Annotated in this window: 17 protein-coding genes; 8 read left to right on the forward strand and 9 right to left on the reverse strand. The window is 62.7% G+C overall.

What is annotated here, in order from left to right; all coding sequences use genetic code 11:
• Positions 1–61 precede the first annotated feature (61 nt).
• Positions 62–700 carry a TetR/AcrR family transcriptional regulator gene (locus C5P05_RS01765; RefSeq protein ID WP_232834302.1) on the forward strand — a complete coding sequence of 213 codons (639 nt, stop codon included), beginning with the start codon at positions 62–64 and terminating at the stop codon, positions 698–700.
• Between the two features lie 95 nt (positions 701–795).
• On the opposite strand, the gene C5P05_RS01770 is transcribed toward C5P05_RS01765, so the two are convergent.
• The 6 genes from C5P05_RS01770 to C5P05_RS01795 all read right to left on the reverse strand — a co-directional run bounded on the left by C5P05_RS01770 (position 796) and on the right by C5P05_RS01795 (position 5,677).
• A complete protein-coding gene (locus tag C5P05_RS01770; protein WP_114968182.1) occupies positions 796–1,197 on the reverse strand; it encodes a YbaN family protein in 402 nt (133 codons plus the stop codon).
• Between the two features lie 161 nt (positions 1,198–1,358).
• Positions 1,359–1,712 (reverse strand): histone protein, encoded by a 354-nt coding sequence (locus tag C5P05_RS01775; protein ID WP_114968183.1) that lies wholly within the window; start codon positions 1,710–1,712, stop codon positions 1,359–1,361.
• A gap of 402 nt (positions 1,713–2,114) precedes the next feature.
• Entirely contained in the window at positions 2,115–2,825 is a 711-nt protein-coding gene (locus tag C5P05_RS01780) for a GntR family transcriptional regulator (RefSeq protein ID WP_114968184.1), read from the reverse strand.
• A complete protein-coding gene (locus tag C5P05_RS01785) occupies positions 2,825–4,543 on the reverse strand; it encodes a sigma 54-interacting transcriptional regulator (protein WP_198674586.1) in 1,719 nt (572 codons plus the stop codon). The genes C5P05_RS01780 and C5P05_RS01785 overlap by 1 nt, the downstream gene beginning before the upstream one ends.
• Before the next feature lie 105 nt (positions 4,544–4,648).
• Complete coding sequence (locus tag C5P05_RS01790) at positions 4,649–5,041, reverse strand: universal stress protein (RefSeq protein WP_114968186.1); 393 nt, start codon at positions 5,039–5,041, stop codon at positions 4,649–4,651.
• 162 nt (positions 5,042–5,203) lie between these two features.
• Positions 5,204–5,677, reverse strand: a complete 474-nt coding sequence (locus C5P05_RS01795) for a c-type cytochrome (protein WP_157979177.1) — start codon at positions 5,675–5,677, stop codon at positions 5,204–5,206.
• Between the two features lie 267 nt (positions 5,678–5,944).
• Here C5P05_RS01795 and C5P05_RS01800 point away from each other — a divergent pair, with 267 nt between their 5' ends.
• Positions 5,945–6,553, forward strand: coding sequence for a DJ-1/PfpI family protein (locus C5P05_RS01800; RefSeq protein WP_114968188.1), 609 nt, complete (start codon positions 5,945–5,947; stop codon positions 6,551–6,553).
• 118 nt (positions 6,554–6,671) lie between these two features.
• Here the strand turns inward: C5P05_RS01800 and C5P05_RS01805 are convergent, their stop codons facing one another.
• The 3 genes from C5P05_RS01805 to C5P05_RS01815 are packed head-to-tail and all read right to left on the reverse strand — an operon-like array spanning position 6,672 to position 12,345.
• The gene (locus C5P05_RS01805) at positions 6,672–9,767 is read right to left on the reverse strand and encodes an efflux RND transporter permease subunit (protein WP_114968189.1); all 3,096 of its coding nucleotides are present in this window, start codon (positions 9,765–9,767) and stop codon (positions 6,672–6,674) included.
• On the reverse strand, positions 9,764–10,903 hold the full coding sequence (locus C5P05_RS01810; protein ID WP_114968190.1) for an efflux RND transporter periplasmic adaptor subunit: 1,140 nt from the start codon (positions 10,901–10,903) through the stop codon (positions 9,764–9,766). Before C5P05_RS01810 ends, C5P05_RS01805 begins: the two co-directional genes overlap by 4 nt.
• Positions 10,900–12,345 (reverse strand): efflux transporter outer membrane subunit, encoded by a 1,446-nt coding sequence (locus C5P05_RS01815; RefSeq protein ID WP_114968191.1) that lies wholly within the window; start codon positions 12,343–12,345, stop codon positions 10,900–10,902. Before C5P05_RS01815 ends, C5P05_RS01810 begins: the two co-directional genes overlap by 4 nt.
• 129 nt (positions 12,346–12,474) lie before the next feature.
• On the opposite strand from C5P05_RS01815, the gene C5P05_RS01820 reads away from it, so the two are divergent.
• The 6 genes from C5P05_RS01820 to C5P05_RS01845 all read left to right on the forward strand — a co-directional run bounded on the left by C5P05_RS01820 (position 12,475) and on the right by C5P05_RS01845 (position 18,013).
• Entirely contained in the window at positions 12,475–13,167 is a 693-nt protein-coding gene (locus tag C5P05_RS01820) for a response regulator transcription factor (RefSeq protein ID WP_114968192.1), read from the forward strand.
• Positions 13,168–13,231: 64 nt separating this feature from the next.
• Positions 13,232–14,248 (forward strand): HAMP domain-containing sensor histidine kinase, encoded by a 1,017-nt coding sequence (locus C5P05_RS01825; RefSeq protein WP_232834303.1) that lies wholly within the window; start codon positions 13,232–13,234, stop codon positions 14,246–14,248.
• A 532-nt stretch (positions 14,249–14,780) separates the two neighbouring features.
• Entirely contained in the window at positions 14,781–15,092 is a 312-nt protein-coding gene (locus tag C5P05_RS01830; RefSeq protein WP_232834304.1) for a phenol hydroxylase subunit, read from the forward strand.
• 32 nt (positions 15,093–15,124) lie between these two features.
• On the forward strand, positions 15,125–16,117 hold the full coding sequence (locus C5P05_RS01835; protein WP_114968195.1) for an aromatic/alkene monooxygenase hydroxylase subunit beta: 993 nt from the start codon (positions 15,125–15,127) through the stop codon (positions 16,115–16,117).
• A 19-nt stretch (positions 16,118–16,136) separates the two neighbouring features.
• The gene (locus tag C5P05_RS01840) at positions 16,137–16,406 is read left to right on the forward strand and encodes an MmoB/DmpM family protein (protein WP_114968196.1); all 270 of its coding nucleotides are present in this window, start codon (positions 16,137–16,139) and stop codon (positions 16,404–16,406) included.
• 59 nt (positions 16,407–16,465) lie between these two features.
• Complete coding sequence (locus C5P05_RS01845) at positions 16,466–18,013, forward strand: aromatic/alkene/methane monooxygenase hydroxylase/oxygenase subunit alpha (RefSeq protein ID WP_114968197.1); 1,548 nt, start codon at positions 16,466–16,468, stop codon at positions 18,011–18,013.
• The last annotated feature ends 16 nt before the right edge of the window (positions 18,014–18,029 follow it).

Consider the following 18,029-nt stretch of genomic DNA (forward strand, 5'->3'; position numbering starts at 1 on the left):
AATGTGTATAAGAGCCAGCGCCCCTCTCTCGCCCCGCCGGGCGAGAGAGGGGCGGGGGGGAGTGAGTGGGGGAAGTGAGGAAGTAACAGAAAAAGGCCAAATCCGCCAAGCCAACGAAACCCTGATCCTCACCGCCGCCGAACGCGTATTCGCCAGCGCAGGTTTCGGCGGCGCCACCATGGCCGCCATCGCCGAAGCCTCCGGCCTGCCCAAGGCCAATCTGCATTACTACTTCGGCAGCAAGCAGGAGCTTTACCGCATCGTTCTGGCCCGCACCCTGGAAGACTGGTTGGTGCCCACCCACGGCATCACCCCCGAGGCCGACCCCAAAGAGGCGATTGAAAATTACATCCGCGCCAAAATGGCACTGTCGGCGCAACGGCCGCACGCCTCCAAGGTGTTCGCCAATGAGTTGCTGCATGGCGCGCCAGTGGTCAAGACCTTGCTCGCCACCGAACTGCGCGAGATGGTGTTGGCCAAAGCAGCAGTGATCGAAGGCTGGATTCGCGATGGCCGCATGGCGCCGGTGGACCCGGTGCACCTGTTCTTCACCATCTGGGCTGCAACCCAGACCTACGCTGACTTTGATGTGCAGGTGTGCGCCGTGCTGGGCCGCCCCGAGCTGACGGCGCCAGACCACGCCCGCGCCACCGAGCATGCGGTGTCGCTGCTATTGCGGGGCTGTGGGTTGTTGATATAAATCGGCCTCTAGCCCGCATACAGTAAGCGCATGCAGCTATTAAATTAATAGAGACCCTCTCCCAAAATCGGGAGCCTTGACCTGGCACCTGGCCCTCACGCGCCGGTCTTTCGCGTGGGCAGGCGCCACAGCCACATGGCCACCCCGATGCAACAGACCGCTGGTATCCACCCGACTTGCGCCGGCAGCAACCACCAGGAGGCGACTGAGCTGAGGGCCATCATGGCCGTCGCCAGTTGTTTGGCACGCAGGGGCAGCGCGCGATGGGTCCGCCAGTCGCGCACCATGGGTCCAAAGCGCGGATGCGTCAGCAACCACTGCTCGCAGCGCGCACTGCCACGCGAGAAGCAGAAGGCTGCCAGCAGAATGAAGGGCGTCGTCGGCAGCAGCGGCAAAACAATGCCCGCCACGCCGGTGACCAAGCTGAGCATGCCGCAGAGCAACCAGACCCAGCGCTGCCAGCGTGGGCGTGAGGCGATGAGCGGCAGGGAGTCCATGGTTTGACTTTACCCCAGCTGCGCCTGACGCCGGGCCTGTTCGCGCGGCTGGGTTGTGCAGCGGAAATTTCCAGACGGCTGCAGGAGGCACGATCGGTTTGGGAAAAAAGAAAAGGCCCCGAAGGGCCTTTTCTGCAAAGCAACAGGGTCGCTGAAGACTATTATTTCTTCGCAGCAGGCTTGACTGTTTTCTTTGGCGCTGCAGCTTTGGGCGCAGCTTTTGCTTTTGCTTTTGCCTGTGACGCTGCAGCCGCAGGAGCCACCGCAACAACTTTCAACGCAGTACGCTGATCACGCAGGGTTTTGATTTCCGCATTGATTTTGTCTTTGCGTTCGGTCAGCTTCGCGATGCTCGCGCTGAGTTTTGCAGTGGCCTTGGCCGTCTTGGAAACGGGCGCTTTTACGGGAGCCTTTTTCACAGCGGCCTTGGCAGCGGGTTTCACCGCTTTTGCAGGAGCCATTACTTTCTTGGAAGTTGTCGCAGCCTTTGGAGCCGTTTTTTTCGCAGTTGCCATTTTCAAATTTCCTTTTTATTTAACTGGTTCAAATATTTCACCAGCACCGTATTGTCTCCAATATTTGCATGCGTCACCGACATTCGTGTTTAAACGTAGGGATGCGACCACGCAAATTGTTGTCATTTCGCAATTGACGAGTCGTTTGTGCCATCCTTTTTCCCCCGAACATCACAGTCGCTTGCGTGCGTGCGCGGTCCCAGATTCACACCGTCAACGGGTGTGGCTGGTGCACCGCATGCGATGAAGTCCTGCAGACTTCTTGTTCAAGCATGCACACACGGGAATGGGCGTTATGGCAGGTTTGATCACAGATGGTGCCAACAGACTTCGCCAACCTGGTGGCCAGTTCGTCGGCGCCGCCGATGTGCTGACAGCCGGGTTTGCTGAACAGCGTGACGCCTACCCCAGCTGCGCCTGGCGTTTGACGATATCGTGCGTCAGCCGCACATGGGCTTCCAGCGCCAGGGCGGCGCGCGCTTCTTGCCGATCGATGGCGGCGCGAAAAATGTCTTCATGCTCGCGGTGCACGTCGCGCCCGCTGGCGTGGGCAGCGGTCAGGCGCCAGTTGATGTTGCGGTAGCGCTCGGCGTGGCGGTACAGGATCGACAGCAGGTATTTGCTCCAGGTCGAATCGAAGCCGGCAATCAACGCTTCATGGAAGGCCTTGTTGCGCCGTTCCCAGAGGTCGGAGCCGGACTCTGTTAGATTGCTTTCGGTTTGCGTCAGCAGCTGGTAACTCGCCACCAGCGCCGCTTCCCACTGCGCATCGCCGTGGCGGATCGACTGGCGCAAGGCCTCGGTCTCCAGCATCACGCGGGTGTTGGTCACGTCCTCCAGATCGGCTAGCGAGATTGGCGCCACCCGAAAGCCGCGTTGGCCCTCCGACGTGACCAGCGCATCCGACATCAGCAGCGACAAGGCTTCGCGCAAGGTGCCGGCGCCGACCTGGTATTGGTCTTTCAGATGCTCGACGCGCAGCCGCTCGCCGGGGGCAAGTTTGCCGCACACCACGTCATGGCGCAGTGCCAGATAGGCGCGCTCGACCAGGGTGCGCGGGGGTGCCAGTTCGGCATCCAGCTGCGCGCCGATGCGGTGGTTCAGGGTGGACATCACGGTACTTCCGGCGGGTGAGGGGTTTCAGGTGTCGGCGCGTCCGCGCCCATGTTGCTGCGGCGCTTTTGCCGGTAGGCCAGTTGCGGCCGGGTCAGACCCAGCAGGCGCGCGGCTTCCGACAGGTTGCCACGGGCGCGCGCCACCGCGTGGTCCAGCACGCGCGCCTCTATCTCCTCCAGCGAGCTGCCGCTGTCCAGGATGCGCGCACTCAGGTCGTCGTCCTGCGCGCTGGGCAGCTGAGCCAAATGCCCGTGCGCATCCACGCTGGTCTGCGCCCCCTCGGGCAGGTTGGGAAACAGATGCGCCACTTCGACCCTACCGTCCTGGCTGGCCAGGATCACGCCGCGTTCCACCAGGTTTTCCAGCTCGCGCACATTGCCCGGCCAGTCATGCTGCTGCAGCGCCTGCAGGGCACGCTCTTCGAAGCCGGCGATGCGCTTGTTGTGCAAGGCGCAAAAGCGCGCCAGCATGCTTTGCGCCAGCAGCTCGATGTCGGCCTGGCGCTCGCGCAGCGCCGGAATGCAAATTGGATAGACGTTGAGCCGGTACATCAGGTCGCGCCGAAAGCGCCCGGCCCGCACCGCCTCTTCCAGGTCGACGTTGGTGGCCGCAACCAGGCGCACATTAACTTTTTTCGTGCTCTCGCCGCCAACCCGCTCGATCTCACCCTCTTGCAGCACACGCAGCAGTTTGGCCTGTGCCGCCAGCGGCAACTCGCCCACCTCGTCAAGCAACAGGGTGCCGCCGTCGGCACGTTCGAAGCGCCCGGCACGCGCGGCATGTGCCCCGGTGTAGGCACCTTTTTCCACGCCAAACAGCTCGGCCTCGATCAGCTCGGCCGGCAGGGCGGCGCAATTCACGGCCACGAACGGGGCGTCGGCCCGGCTCGAGAGCGCGTGCAGCGTGCGCGCAAAGCGCTCCTTGCCGACGCCGGTCTCGCCGGTCAGCAACACCGTGACCTGGGTCTGCGCTACTTTTTGCAGCAGCGCATAGGCCTTGCGAAATGCGCTTGAGGCGCCAATCAGCAGGCCGCCCTGACTGGCCGGCTCCAGCGATGACTTCAAGGCGTCCACCTGCGACTGCAGGGCTTCCATCTTTTCCATCAGGGAGTCGTCGGTGAAATAGACGCGGTGCGCTTCGCCATCGGGCCACTCTTCAATCGGCCGTCCGACGACCAGGCAATGGTCCGCACCGCAGGCGGCGCAAAGCGTCTCCTTGAACAGGATCAGTCGGCCCATGAAGGCACTGGTGTAGCCGCTGGCATAACCCATCAGCGTCCAGCAGGCCGGGTCGTCCACCAGGCCAAACTTCTGCCGGTGTGCATAGGCCTCCCAGGAATGGTCCCAGCGGAACTCGCCGTAAAACTGGCCGGCCGGCACGTCGAAGGTGAGCTTGACCGGCGTGACGCGCGCCGCGCCTTCCAGCATGTGCAGTTGCGGGCCGACCATAAAACTGTCTTGCAAGGCCTCACCCGGACGGGTCTTTTTGGCGTACTCGGCGTCGCACAGACCCGAGGCGTAGCCCATGCGCGTGAGGATGCGCCGGGCGTGCTCGGGGCCGACCGAACTCATCAAATCCTGGCGCAAGGCGGCCAGCGCCATGGTGTGCATCAAGACCATGCGCCGGTCGCCCAGCCAGATGGCGCCGCTGTCGGGCTCGAAGCGCAACAGGCGACGCAAGTCGCTGTCCGGGGGGTATTTGAGGTTGCTGGACACGTTGTCTCCTGGGGCCATACGGCTGTTTTCTCGATATTATGCCGCCGGAGAATGGGTCGAGATTCAAAAAATGACCGGTGTCGCCCCCTTAAATCTCGAGAATTATTATTTGGACTTCACGGCCAATACCGGGCATGGAACCGACAGCAAAATGTCCTGGGCGACGCTTCCCAAAATGAGCTTCCCCACAGGCGAGCGTTTTCGCAGCCCGATGACGAGCAGCGAAACTTGAAGAGAATCAACCAGATCTTCGATTTCCGAGACCGCACTTTTGCCACGAATAAACTGCTTGAATTCGGCATCAAGACCGGACTCAGCCAGCAAAGTCTCAATACGCTCTACATCCTGGGCATCCGCTCTCGAGGGATCGTCTTGCGAGCCGCCAGGGATGGCATTAACCACCACCAAACGCTCCTGCCGGCGAGCTGCAATTTCCATCCCTTTGTCCAGCGCGGCCTGACCTTCGGGACGCGGCGCGTAGGCTACCAGTATGGTCATGGTTGTTCTCCTTCATTAGCAAAAAACTGACTTTAGGTTTTTTTGGCGCCGTTGTCATTGCTTTGCGTGAACATCGATCCGCGCCGGCGTGAGGCAATTCAGGCGCGGTATGGGAGGCGTTGAGCCTCATTTTTGATCAGGATCAGGAGGCATTGCACGGTGCTACTGCGCCGGACGACCCGGACCCTGCGTACCTTGGGCGCGCGCCGAGAGATAGGCATAGAGATCGACGATATGGGCGTTCACGCGGGGCTCGCTTTGCCACGCCGGCATCGCCAGCATGTATTCCTTGCGCTGCACGAGGTCTTCGATCAAGGCTTCCCGCGCGGCGCTGTCGCCGCTGGCCCGCGCCGCCGGCAGACCCCAGTCGTAGCGCGTGAGCACGAGACTCACGAACTGGCGCGGGCCCATTTCGCGCACGCGGGGCAATAGATCGGGCCCACCTGGCGTGCCGGTCGCAGCGGGCCCATGACAGCCCGCGCACCGGTCCTGGAAGACGCGCCAGCCGGTATAGACCGAACCGGGCGGTTTCGAGAGCCGCGCGATCTCCTGGGCGGCCTCCCTGTTCTGCACCTCTACGGCGCACCCGGCCAGCAACAGGGCCGACGTGAACGCAGCGATCGAAAACTTTGTCATGCTCATCACCTTTCACTTTCTCGCGGGCACAAAACAGCGCCGTGAACTGAGGCGTACTGCGCAGCCCTTGCTGTGCCTGTACTGCGTGCGATTGTGGCAAGCGGTCCTCGCCCTTGCCTTGCTAATAATCAGTGCTTGCCACTGTCAGCCAAGCGCCCATTCGCCAACGCATGCCTGGAAATACATGCGCCGTGGTGAAAGCTCACTTGCAGTCTTTTCCAACCTCACCTTCATTTTTACCAATAGTCTGGCGGTTAAAGTTGTCGGATGCACGTCGCAATACTCACATTTGACGGGTTCAATGAACTTGACTCGCTGGTCGTCCTCGGCATTCTGAATCGCGTCAGGAAGCCCGATTGGCGCGTTACGCTGTCCTGTCCCACGGCAACGGTGACATCAATGAACGGTGTTACTTTGCACGCTCAGTCCACGCTGGCGGAGGCTTGTGAAGCGGACGCAGTGCTTTTCGGCAGTGGTATGAAAACCCGCGAGATTGCCAACGACCAGAGCATCATGGGACAGTTGAAGCTAGACCCGTCAAGGCAGCTTATTGGCGCGCAATGTTCTGGTACGCTGATGCTGGCCAAACTCGGTTATTTGAAGTCGATTCCCGCCTGCACTGACCTGCTGACGAAGCCGTGGGTGCAGGAAGCAGGGATTGATGTCCTGAACCAGCCTTTCTACGCTGAAGGCAATGTCGCTACGGCGGGTGGTTGCCTGTCTTCTCAGTATTTGGCGGCTTGGGTTATTGCACGTTTTGAGGGGCTTGATGCTGCCAGGTCAGCGATGCACTACGTTGCCCCAGTAGGCGAAAAGGAACTGTACGTTGACCGTGCGGTTGCGAATATCACCCCCTATCTGCCAGTGAATTCTTAAAAATTTTCGGACACTGGCTCCCGTGTTTGTCTTTGAGATCACTGACTTCTCTTGCGACGTACCCACAACATTTAGAGAAGCTCGGACGTCGGCCTCCTGGCAATCCAGCAGGGCGCTGTCACGGCGCATCGGCCGTCGCCGTTGCCTGTTCCCGGCGAACAAAAAGACGTCGCACCCATTGCAGCGGGTCATCGACGTAGGTGAACACCACCGGAACCACCAGCAGACTCAGCACGGTGGAGGCGAGCAGACCACCAATCACGACGATGGCCATGGGCTGGCGGAAGCTTGGCTCCGCGCCCAAGCCCAGCGCGTTGGGCAGCATGCCGGCGCCCATGGCTAGCGTGGTCATCACGATCGGTCGGGCCCGCTTGTGGCAGGCGTCGATCAGGGCATCCAACCGGCCCAAACCGTGCTCACGCCGCGCCATGATGGCGTACTCCACCAGCAGGATCGAATTCTTGGTCACGACACCCATGAGCATCAGGACGCCGATCACCGCCGGCATCGAGAAGGCCTGCTGCGACACCCACAATGCGACCAACGCGCCCCCTAGCCCAAGCGGTAGAGCCGACAGGATGGTGGCAGGCTGCATGAAGTCATGGAACAGCAGCACCAGCACGGCGTAGATGCAGAAGATGCCGATGGCCATCGCGATGCCGAAGCTCTGAAACAGCTCGGCCATCCGCTGCAATTCGCCCTGCTGCACGCGCTTGACTCCTGAGGGCAGGCTTTTGAGCGCCGGTAGTTCCATGGCCTCGCGCTGGACTTCGCCCAGTGCGCGCCCGCCGAGCTCGACGCTGAGCGTCAGGTTACGTGAGCGGTCCAAACGGGCAATCTGCGAGGGGCCGCTGCCCATGACGATCTCGGCGACAGACGCCAGACTCACCGTACCGCCGCTGCCCTGGACGCGCAATTGGCCCACCGCATCGAGGTTGGTCTGTACCGCCGGATCCATCCGGACACGGATGGGAATCTGGCGTTCCGGCAAGTTGAGCTTGGGCAGAGCCGTCGAATAGTCACCATAAGTGGCAAACCGCACCGCTTCGGCGAGCGCCTGCGTGGTCACCCCCAGCGCCGCCGCACGCTCAGTGTTCGGCCAGATCTGAATCTCTGGCCGCTGCAGAGCAGCGCTCGAGGTCACGTTACCGATACCCTTGAGCGTGCGCAGCTGGGCCTCGGCCTGCGCAGCGGCGGCGGCCAGCGCCTGCGAGTCATCGCCGGCCAGCGTAATGTCCAGTGACTCCCCACTGCCGCCACCGCCTACCGAAACCCGCACGCCGGGCAGCGCCCGCAAGGTCTGGCGCATTTTTGCCTCGACGCCTGACTGCTTGAGCTTGCGCTCGCCGCGCGGCACCAGTTCCACCGTGAGCGTCGCGCTGCTGACATCGGTCGACGCGCTGGCGCCGCCCAAGCCACCACCGCTGGTCGCGGTGCCGGCGGAAACAAATACGCCGTTCACTTCAGGCAGGCTGCGCAGCAAAGCGGCCGCGCGGCGGCCGACCTCCGCTGTTTCATCCAGCGTGCTGCCCGGCGGCAGCTTCAAACTCACACTGGACTGGGCCTTGTCCTGCGCCGGCAGGAAACCCGTGGGCAGCAAGGGGATCAGTGCGAGCGACAGCAGGAAGAACACCCCAGTGGCCAGCACGGTGCCCTTGCGTCGGGCCAGCGTGGTGCGAACCCACCGCAGGTAGCGCGTCATCAGCGGCCCGTCCGTGTTGCCGCCGTGTTCGCCGGGCTGGATCGGCTTGAGCAGGTAGGCCGCCATCATGGGCGTGAGCAGGCGCGCGACCAGCAGCGACGCCAGCACCGCGACCGAGGCGGTGATCCCGAACTGCCGAAAAATGAGACCCGGGATGCCGCCCATGAAGGCCGTCGGAAGGAAAACCGCGACCAGGGCAAAGGTCGTGGCGATCACCGCCAGGCCGATCTCGTCGGCTGCCTCCATGGCCGCCTGGTAGGGCGTCTTTCCCATGCGAAGATGCCGCTCGATGTTCTCGATCTCCACGATGGCGTCGTCGACCAGGATGCCCACCACCAGCGAAAGCGACAGCAGCGTCACGGTGTTGAGCGAGTAGCCAGCGAGCGCCATGGCGCCAAAGGTAGGGATGATCGACAGCGGCAGCGCCGTCGCCGAAACCAGGGTGGCCCGCCAGTCGCGCAGGAACCACCAGACCACCAGGATGGCCAGCAGTGCGCCCTCGACCAGCAGGAACATGGAGCCTTCGTAGTTCTCCTGAATGGGCGTCACCGTGTTGCTCGCCTCTGCGATCTTCACTTCCGGGTGGGCCTTGGCGAAAGCATCCACCGCGGTGCGGATCTCCCCGGCAACGCCCACATCGGAGTAGCCCTTCGAGCGCGTTACCTGGAAGCCGACGACGGGCTTGCCGTCGCGCAAGGCGCGTGTGCTGCGCTCGGCGTGGGTATCGGTGATGCGGGCGATCTGATCCAGCCGGACGTAACGCCCGTCGGCTAGCGGAATGCTGATGGCCGCGACCTCCGCCGCCGATCCGACCGTCGCGATGGTGCGGGTCGACTGCCGCTGGGACCCGATCTTCCCTTGGCCGCCTGAGCTTTCCCTCTGCACGGCCTTGAGTTGCGCGGATACAGCCGTGGGCGTGACGCCGAGGCCGGCCATCAGCGTGGGATCGAGATCCACATGGACCTCGCGGTCGATGCCGCCGAGGCGTGCCACCGAAGCGACCCCCTTGACGGCCAACAGCGCTTTCGATACATCATTGTCGACGAACCAGGTGAGATCCTGCTCGTCCATCTGGCCTGACTCAATCGTGAAGGTGAGGATGGCCGATCCCGCCGCCATCAGCTTGGAGACGGTGGGTGAGTTCATGCCGGCCGGAAGTTCCGCGCGGGCGCTGTCGACCGCGTTACGCACTTCACTCAAGGCCTCCTCGCTGTCCTTGTCGAGCTGGAAACTGACGCTGATGCTCACCGCGCCTTCGGTGATCGTGGTGGTGATGTGATCCAGGCGTGTGAGCGAAGCGAGCTTGTCCTCGATCTTCCGTGCCACCTCGGTTTCAAGCTGCGCCGGTGCCGCCCCTTCGAGCGAGGCACTGATTTGAATCGTCGGCAGATCCATGTCCGGAAAATCCTGGATCTCCAGGCGCTGAAATCCCAGCACGCCCAGCACCGTGAGCAGGAAGAAAAGAAGGACCGCGGGGACTGGATTGCGGATGGACCAGGAGGAGACGTTCACTTGGCACCCACTTTCTGCGCTGCCGTCGTGGGCACTGAAGCCACGGTGACTGGCGCTCCCTCCGAGAGGAAGGCGCCGCCACTGGCAACCACGCGGGCAGTGCCATCGAGCCCGGACAGTATCTCGATCCGGTCGCCATGCCGCCGCGCAGTGGTGACCAGTCGACTGGCTACTTGGTTGACGGAATCGACCACGTAAACATAGGTCCGGCCGTCACGCAACACGACTGCGGACTGCGGCAAGGTGAGTGCCGGCTTGGCTTCAAGCTCGATCGTGCCGCTGGCGAAGAGTCCCGGCTGCGCACCTTCGCCGGACGCCACGCTGACATACGCGATTCCGCGGCCGGTGGTCGTGCTCAGCGTTGGCGAAACCAGGCGCACTTTACCCGCCACGTTACTGCCGCCAGGCAGAGCGAGGCGGACGATCTGGCCCGCGCGTACGCCAGCAAGCTGGCGAGAATCCAGTTCGGCGCGCCATTCCACGCGCCCCTGGCGCACCAGGCGGAACAACTCGGCGCCGGTGTTGACGACATTGCCCAGAATCGCCGACTTGGAGGAGACGACGCCATCGTCCGCCGCCACGATCCGCGTGTGCGCGAGTTTCAGGCGCGCGCTTTCGACGTCCGCCTTGGCCGAGGCGACAGATGCCAATGCCGTCGCCTCATTCGTGAGGTATTCGTCCATCTTTTGCGGTGCCAGGGCGCCGGCCACATCCACGGCCTGCGCTCTTTGTCGGTTGGTGCTGGCTTGGGCCAAGCTGGCGCCGGCCTGCGCTGCCAAGGCTTCCTGTTTGCGTAACTCCGCCCGCACCGTATCGTCGGCCAGCTCTGCCATCAGCTGTCCTCGCCGGACGGAATCGCCCACATCGACCAGCAGCTGCGCGATGCGTAGCCCGCCCGTCTCAGGGCTGACGATGATTTCCTGCCAGGCCGTCAAGGCACCGCTGGCTTGCAGCTGCTGTGGCCAGCTCTGTGTTTCGGCGGTGACGACGTTGACGGTCAGGGCGCTCACGCTGGACTGCGTCGCCGTGCCCGAATCCTCCGCCGTCAAGGCTCGCCATGCGAGCAGCGCGATGAGCAGGACGGCGACGGCGACCGCGATCACCAGTTTTCGATGGGTGTTGAGTTTGTTCTTCATGGCTTGGTCTTTTCTTCGTCAATGGCGCTTGCGGGAGGACTTGCCGGGGTCGCGGGCTGCCAGTCCCCTCCCAGCGCCTTGTACAGAGCGATCCAGTACGCGACGCGATCACGTTGCAGGCCGATCAATTCGATCTGGGCTGACAGCGCCTGGCGTCTCGACTCCTCCAGCGTGAGCAGGCTGGTGCTGCCCGCGCGCCATTGCGCTTCGGCGCCCACGAGGTATCGTCGGTACTCCTGGGCTGCACGTTCTGACTGTTGCGTGCGCTTGGCGGCACTGTCCAGGCGGACCAGGGACTGTTCCACTTCCTTCACGACCGTTCGCACGCTTTGACGCCAGTCGGCATAGGCCGCTTCGTAGCCGGCTCGCGCGCTGTCGACGGCGGCTCGCGTGCGCCCGCCGTCGAAGAGCGGAATGGACAAGGTGGGGCCGAAAGACCAGCTGGTCAGTGCCGAAGCGAGGCCAATCGCGGAAACCTTGATGGATCCCGAAAGCGACAAGCTCGGGTAGAGGTCGGCCTGCGCCACGCCGATGTCTGCACTTGCAGCCGCCAACTCACGCTCGCGCGATGCCAGGTCAGGCCGCTGGCGCAGCGCCTGTGCCGGCACGCTTTGCACGTCGAGGCCCGCCGGCTGCGGGACGCCGATGCCGCCTTGCGCCAGTTGCTGACGCAACTCGGGTTCGTCGATCCCCGTGAGGTTCACCAATGACTTCACCAGCAGCTCGCATTGCGCGCGTTGCGCCAGCCCGGCCGAGGTGGTGCTGGCCAGGCTGGCGCGAGCCAGTGAACCTTCCGTGCTGGCGGTCAAGCCAGCGCGCACCAGCGACGCCGTGGCTTTGGCGGTTTCGTTCATGGACGTCAGTTCCTGCGCATAAGCGTTGGCGAGCAGGCCGCAGGCGCGGTACTGCACATAGGTGTCCGCCACTTCCGCCGCAAGGGATACGCGCGCGTCGTGCCAATCGTTCTCGCGCGCCTGCACACGGGCGCGGGCGGATTCGGTGCTGCGCTGTACCTTGCCAAACAGATCCAGCTCCCACGAGGCATCCAGGCCGACGCTGCGAGCGCTCGCCACTTCGCCAGTTTGCTGTGTGCCGCGTGTCACCGATGCCTGCCCATTCGCGCTCGGCAGACCTGCTGCACCAGCGCTGGACAGCGTGGCGCGCGCCTTCTCGATGTTGGCCCATGCCTTGGCGAGCGTGGGACTGCCGGATTCGGCGGAACGCTGGAGCCGGGTTAGCACCGGGTCATTGAACTGGCGCCACCAGTCGCCGAGCGCAGTCACGCTGCCGCCATGGGGCAGGGGCCCCTGCCACAGCGCCGCCGCTGCGGGTGCGGGCTCTGTATAGTCCGGCCCGACCGCCGCACAGCCGCCAAGCGCAATGGCGAGGCCGATCGCGAGAATGGAAAAGGGTTGCCCGCCGGTGGCTCGGTAAGTTTGCATGCTGCTCCTGAAGGTCAGCAGTCATAGTAGGTAGCGCGAATGTTCGCCAACGTTAGCGAACGTTAAGCTGGGTAAAAAACCGGCCCTGACCGGTCGGCACCGGGGCTTTCAAGCGATACTGATGTCGCATTGATTCCGGTGCTGCTCGTTGATGATGACCTCGAACTCACGGCGATGCTGTCGCAGTATCTCGTCCGTGAGGGCTTTGACGTGCACGCCGTACACGATGGCCAGGCCGGCGTCTCCGAGGCCGCTTCCGGTCGCTATGCCATCGTCGTGCTCGACGTCATGATGCCTCGGCTGTCGGGTATGGAGGCACTGCGCCGCATTCGCGCCTTGAGCAAAGTCCCGGTGTTGATGCTCACGGCACGCGGTGACAACGTGGACCGCATCGTTGGCCTGGACATGGGTGCCGACGACTACGTCCCGAAACCCTGTACGCCCGGGGAACTGGTCGCGCGCATCCGCGCCATCCTGCGGCGCACGCAAGCGCGTGAGGCGACCCCCAGTTCCGGGCAGCGTGTGCTGCAGGCGGGCGAGCTGATTCTGTCGCCGGGCAACCGACAGGTGACATGGCGAGGGATGCCTCTGGAGTTGACAGGCACGGAGTTCAGCTTGCTCGAAGTCCTGGCGCGCCACGTCGGCCAGCTCGTGAGCAAGCACGATATTTCGCTGCAGGCGTTCAGCCGCCCGCTGGCCCGATTCGACCGGCGCATTGACGTGCACATCAGCAGCATCCGCCAGAAGCTGGGGACGCGGGCGGACGGCGAATCCTGGATCCAGAGTGTTCGCGGTCTCGGCTACCAGCTGCTGGAGGACTGACGGGATGGGTACGCGCCGCTTCGGCCGGCTGTTCTGGAAGTTGCTGCTGGCGCTGTGGCTGAGCATGGTGCTCTCGTTCGCCGGCACCATCGCCTATATCACGCTCACCGGGCGTCCTCCTCCGCCTTTGGACGACGTCGCCACTTTCGGTTTTGTGCCGTTCGTACCGCTGATATCGGCCATAGTCGCTGTCCTCATCATCGGCCCGGCGCTGGCCTGGTATCTGTCCCGCCCGTTGCGCCATCTGCGCTGGGCCTTGCGCCGTGCCGCCGAGGGCCGTTTCGACACGCGCGTGCAGCCGCTGATGGGTGGGCGACGTGACGAGATCGCGGACCTGGCCGGAGAGTTCGATCGCATGGCTGCGCAGTTGCAGCAGGTGACCGAGTCGCGCAAGGTGCTGCTGCACGATATTTCCCACGAATTGCGCTCCCCGCTGTCCCGGCTACAGGCCGCCATCGGCCTGCTGCGGCAGGACCCCTCCCAAACAGACGCGATGGTCGAGCGTATCCAGCGCGAGAGCGAGCGACTCGATGTCCTGATCGAGGAACTCCTCACTCTCCACCGCCTCGAGGCGCCCGCCGGCTTGGTGCGTGAGCGGGTCGACGTGATCGAGCTCTTGCATGCCATCGCCGAAGATGCCGACTTCGAGGCGCGACCGCTGTCGCGCCAGGTCAGCATCGACGCGCCCGGCCAGTTCGTCACCCAGGTCAACGGCGAACTGCTGTACCGGGCTTTTGAAAACGTCATTCGCAACGCCGTGAAGTACACGGCGCCGGGCACAGTCGTCGAAATTCACGCGACGGTCAGCGCCGACAGCGCGCAACTGGTGGTGACGGTCCTTGATTGTGGCCAGGGCGTGCCAGCGCCCATGCTGGAGAAGATCTTCGAGCCGTTTACCCGGGTCGAAGGGGGCGAGTCAGTGCGCGGCGTAGGCCTGGGTCTGGCCATCGCGCGGCGTGCCATGAAGTTGCACAGCGGCCGCATCGAAGCAGAGCTGCGCGACGGCGGGGGCTTGATCATGACGCTCTGTTTGCCCGCCGCGGCAGAGGCTACGAATACGGGCGAAGAATGGTCCAGGTGACGACCGGTATGGAGCAAGCAGTTCGGGAAGTTCTATACCCGCTGTCAGTCTGGACCTAAGCTTCACGCGGCATGATGCGCAAGCCCCAGGCATAGGGGCGCGACGGGGCGACTTCTGTTGCGACGCCGAGTCACCCCAAAATTTATGAAAAATAAGGCTGTAGCCCCCGTCTAACGTGCGCAGGAGGCTATTAATTCAGTAGCAACTACGCACCTCTGGTCCGGCGCAGGTTCAAGCAGGCGCCCGCCCCGCAAAACCGAATAGCCCCCAATTTCTCGATATTTTGTTACCGGATGTCATCTCGCGCCCAACCCGTCGCTTGGCTCGCTGATTTGATTATTTGATGAAATTTGCCAAGTTTGGCTGCTTCAAATGCGCAATTCAGCTGTTTTCAGCCACCAGATGACCTAAGGGAAAGCCCCAATAGGCGGCAACTACACCCTCGGATTTTCAAGAACCAGGCCCAAGTCGGTAGGGGTTTTCCCTTAAATCTCGAGACTTTGGCCGGCGCTGGGCATTTTTGGCAAGGTCCTTGCAAAGTCATGAACGTTACACCCGTCACACCATGAGCAACACACCCAACTTCAACCCCAACCTCAAGTTCGTGCGCGTCATCGAGAAGCACGCCAACGGCCTGGTCGAGTTCGAATTTGCGGTCGGCGAACCCGAGCTGTTCGTCGAGTTGCTGATGGCGCAGGCGCAGTTTGACGAGTTTTGCGTCATGCACGGCGTCACCCCCACCCAGGGTCACCTCGCCGCAGTGCAAAGCCCTGAAGAGCAGGAATGGGACTGGAGCCTCCGCGCCGCACGCGCGCAGCACCTCCGTCACGACAACAAGGCCTGAGCCCAGGCCATATACACGAGGAGACCACTGAAATGCATATCGACCTTCGCACCGTCAGCATCGAGCCACTGCGGCAAACCTTCGACCACATTGCCGCGCGCATCGGCGACAACAAACCGGCCTCGCGCTACCTCGAGGGCACGATGGACGTTCAGCCCGAAGTCAACTTCCACTACCGGCCGACCTGGGACCCGGAGCACGAGATTTTTGACGCGACCCGCACCGCCATCACCATGAGAGACTGGTACGCGCTGAAAGACCCGCGCCAGTTCTACTACGGCGCCTACACCGCCTCCCGTGCCCGCATGCAGGAGACTGCCGAAGCCGACTTTGACTTTGTCGAAACCCGGGGCCTGGCCGACAGCTATGACGACGCCGCCCGCCGCACCGCGCTCGACTTTTATGTGCCGCTGCGCCATGTGGCGTGGGGCGCCAACATGAACGGCGCCTCCATGTGTGCCTACGGGTTTGGCACCGCCATCACCCAGCCTTGCCTGTACCAGGGCATGGACCAGCTCGGTGTCGCGCAATACCTGACCCGCATGGGCCTGGTGCTGGGTGATCTGGGTGAAGTGCAGGCCGCCAAGCAAGCCTGGATGGACGCGCCGCAGTGGCAGGAACTGCGCCGCTATGTCGAAGACACGCTGGTCATCAAGGACTGGTTTGAGCTGTTTGTCGCCCAACACGTCGCGCTGGACGGCATGTTGTTTGGTCTGGCCTACAAGGAAGTGGACCAGGCACTCAATGACAAGGCCGGTCCCGCCGTGTCTTTGATGACCCGCTTTCAATCCGAGCTGGCGGAAGACAGCGGCAAATGGGTGGACGCCTGCCTGAAGGTCGCCGCCGCCGAGAACCCCGCCAACAAGCTGCAGATGCAAACGTGGATTGCGCACTGGCGTGGCCGTGCCGTGAAGGCGCTGCAACCGCTGGCCAGCATGGCGCTGGGCAGCGACGGTGACGCCGCCCTGGCGCGCACCGCCGCCCGTCTTGACACCCGTCTGGCCAAGGCCGGTCTTCTCGCCTGAACGCCCCGGAGCACCCACCATGTCCAACGTATTTATCGCCTTCCAGCGCAACGAAGAAACCCGCTGCATCGTCGACGCCATCCTGGCCGACAACCCCAACGCCGTGGTCAGCATGATGCCCGCCATGGTCAAGGTCGATGCCCCCAACACGATGGTGATCCGTCGTGAAACCGTGGAAGAGCAAATGGGCCGCCCGTTCAACCTGCAGGAACTGCACGTCAACCTGATCACGCTCACCGGCCACATCGAAGAGACCGATGACGATTTCACGCTGAGCTGGAAGCACTGACCTCAGCGCCGCCACCCCCCATTCCTATAGAGCCCCAACAAGCCAACCGGAGACACCTCATGGACATGAAAGTCAATAAAAAGCTGAACCTGAAAGATCGCTACAACCTGATGACGCGCGATCTCGACTGGGAACCCAGTTACCAGAAGAAGACCGATATCTTCCCCTACCTCGAGTACGAAGGCATCAAGATCCACGACTGGGACAAGTTTGAAGACCCGTTCCGCCTGACGATGGACGCCTACTGGAAATACCAGGCAGAAAAAGAGAAAAAACTCTACGCCATCATCGACGCTTTCAACCAGAACAACGGCCACCTGCAGGTGACCGACGCGCGCTACATCAATGCGCTCAAGCTGTTCATGACCGGCATCTCGCCCGCCGAATACATGGCGCACCGCGGCTTTGCTCACGTCGGTCGGCAGTTTGCCGGGGCTGGCCCGCGCGTGGCCTGCATGATGCAGTCGCTCGATGAAATCCGCCACTCGCAGACGCAGATTCACTCAATGTCGAACTACAACAAGTTCTACAACGGCTTTCAAAACTGGCACCACCAGAACGACCGGGTCTGGTACCTGTCGGTGCCCAAGTCCTTCTTTGACGATGCCGTCACCGCCGGCCCGTTCGAGTACATGGTGTCGATCGGCTTTGCGTTTGAATACGTGTTGACCAACCTGCTGTTTGTGCCCTTCATCTCGGGTGCCGCCTACAACGGCGACATGGCCGCGATGGCCTTTGGTTTCTCGGCGCAGTCCGATGAAGCGCGCCACATGACGCTGGGCCTGGAGATGATCAAGTTCATCCTGGAACAAGACCCGAACAACCTGCCCATCGTGCAGCGCTGGATCGACAAATGGTTCTGGCGCGGCTACCGCGTGCTGACGCTCGTGGCCATGATGATGGACTACATGCTGCCCAAGCGCGTGATGAGCTGGAAGGAAGCCTGGGAAACCTATGCAGAGCAAAATGGCGGCGCCTTGTTTGCCGACCTGGCGCGATACGGCATCACCGTGCCCGCCGGTTGGACACAAGCCTGCAAGGACAAAGACCACATCTCGCACCAGGCCTGGGCCGCGTTCTATAACTATGGCGCAGCTGCCCCATTCCACACCTGGACCCCGTCCGAGTCGGAAATGGAATGGCTGTCCGCCAAGTACCCCGATACCTTCGATAAGTACTACCGGCCACGGTTTGAGCATTGGGCCAAGGAACAAAAAGAAGGCAAGCGTTTCTACAACGGCACGCTGCCGATGCTGTGCCAGACCTGCCAGGTTCCGATGTTCTTCACCGAGCCGGACGACCCGACCAAGATCGCCTACCGCGAGTCCGATTACAGCGGCATGAAGTACCACTTTTGCTCCGACGGTTGCAAAGGCATCTTCGACTTCGAGCCCGAAAAATACGTGCAGGCCTGGATGCCGGTGCACCAGATTTACCAGGGCAATTGCTTCACGCCCGAGGCCGATCCGAGCGCGCCCGATTTCAACGCGCTGGCCGAGGTGCTCAAGTGGTATCGCATCGAAATGGGCCGCGACAACCTGGACTTTGAAGGCTCGCAAGACCAGAAAAATTTCAAGGCCTGGCGTGACCTCGCCACCGGCAACTGAGCCCCCTTCCAGGAGA

Source organism: Rhodoferax ferrireducens, from assembly GCF_003347515.1.
Lineage (GTDB): Bacteria > Pseudomonadota > Gammaproteobacteria > Burkholderiales > Burkholderiaceae_C > Rhodoferax.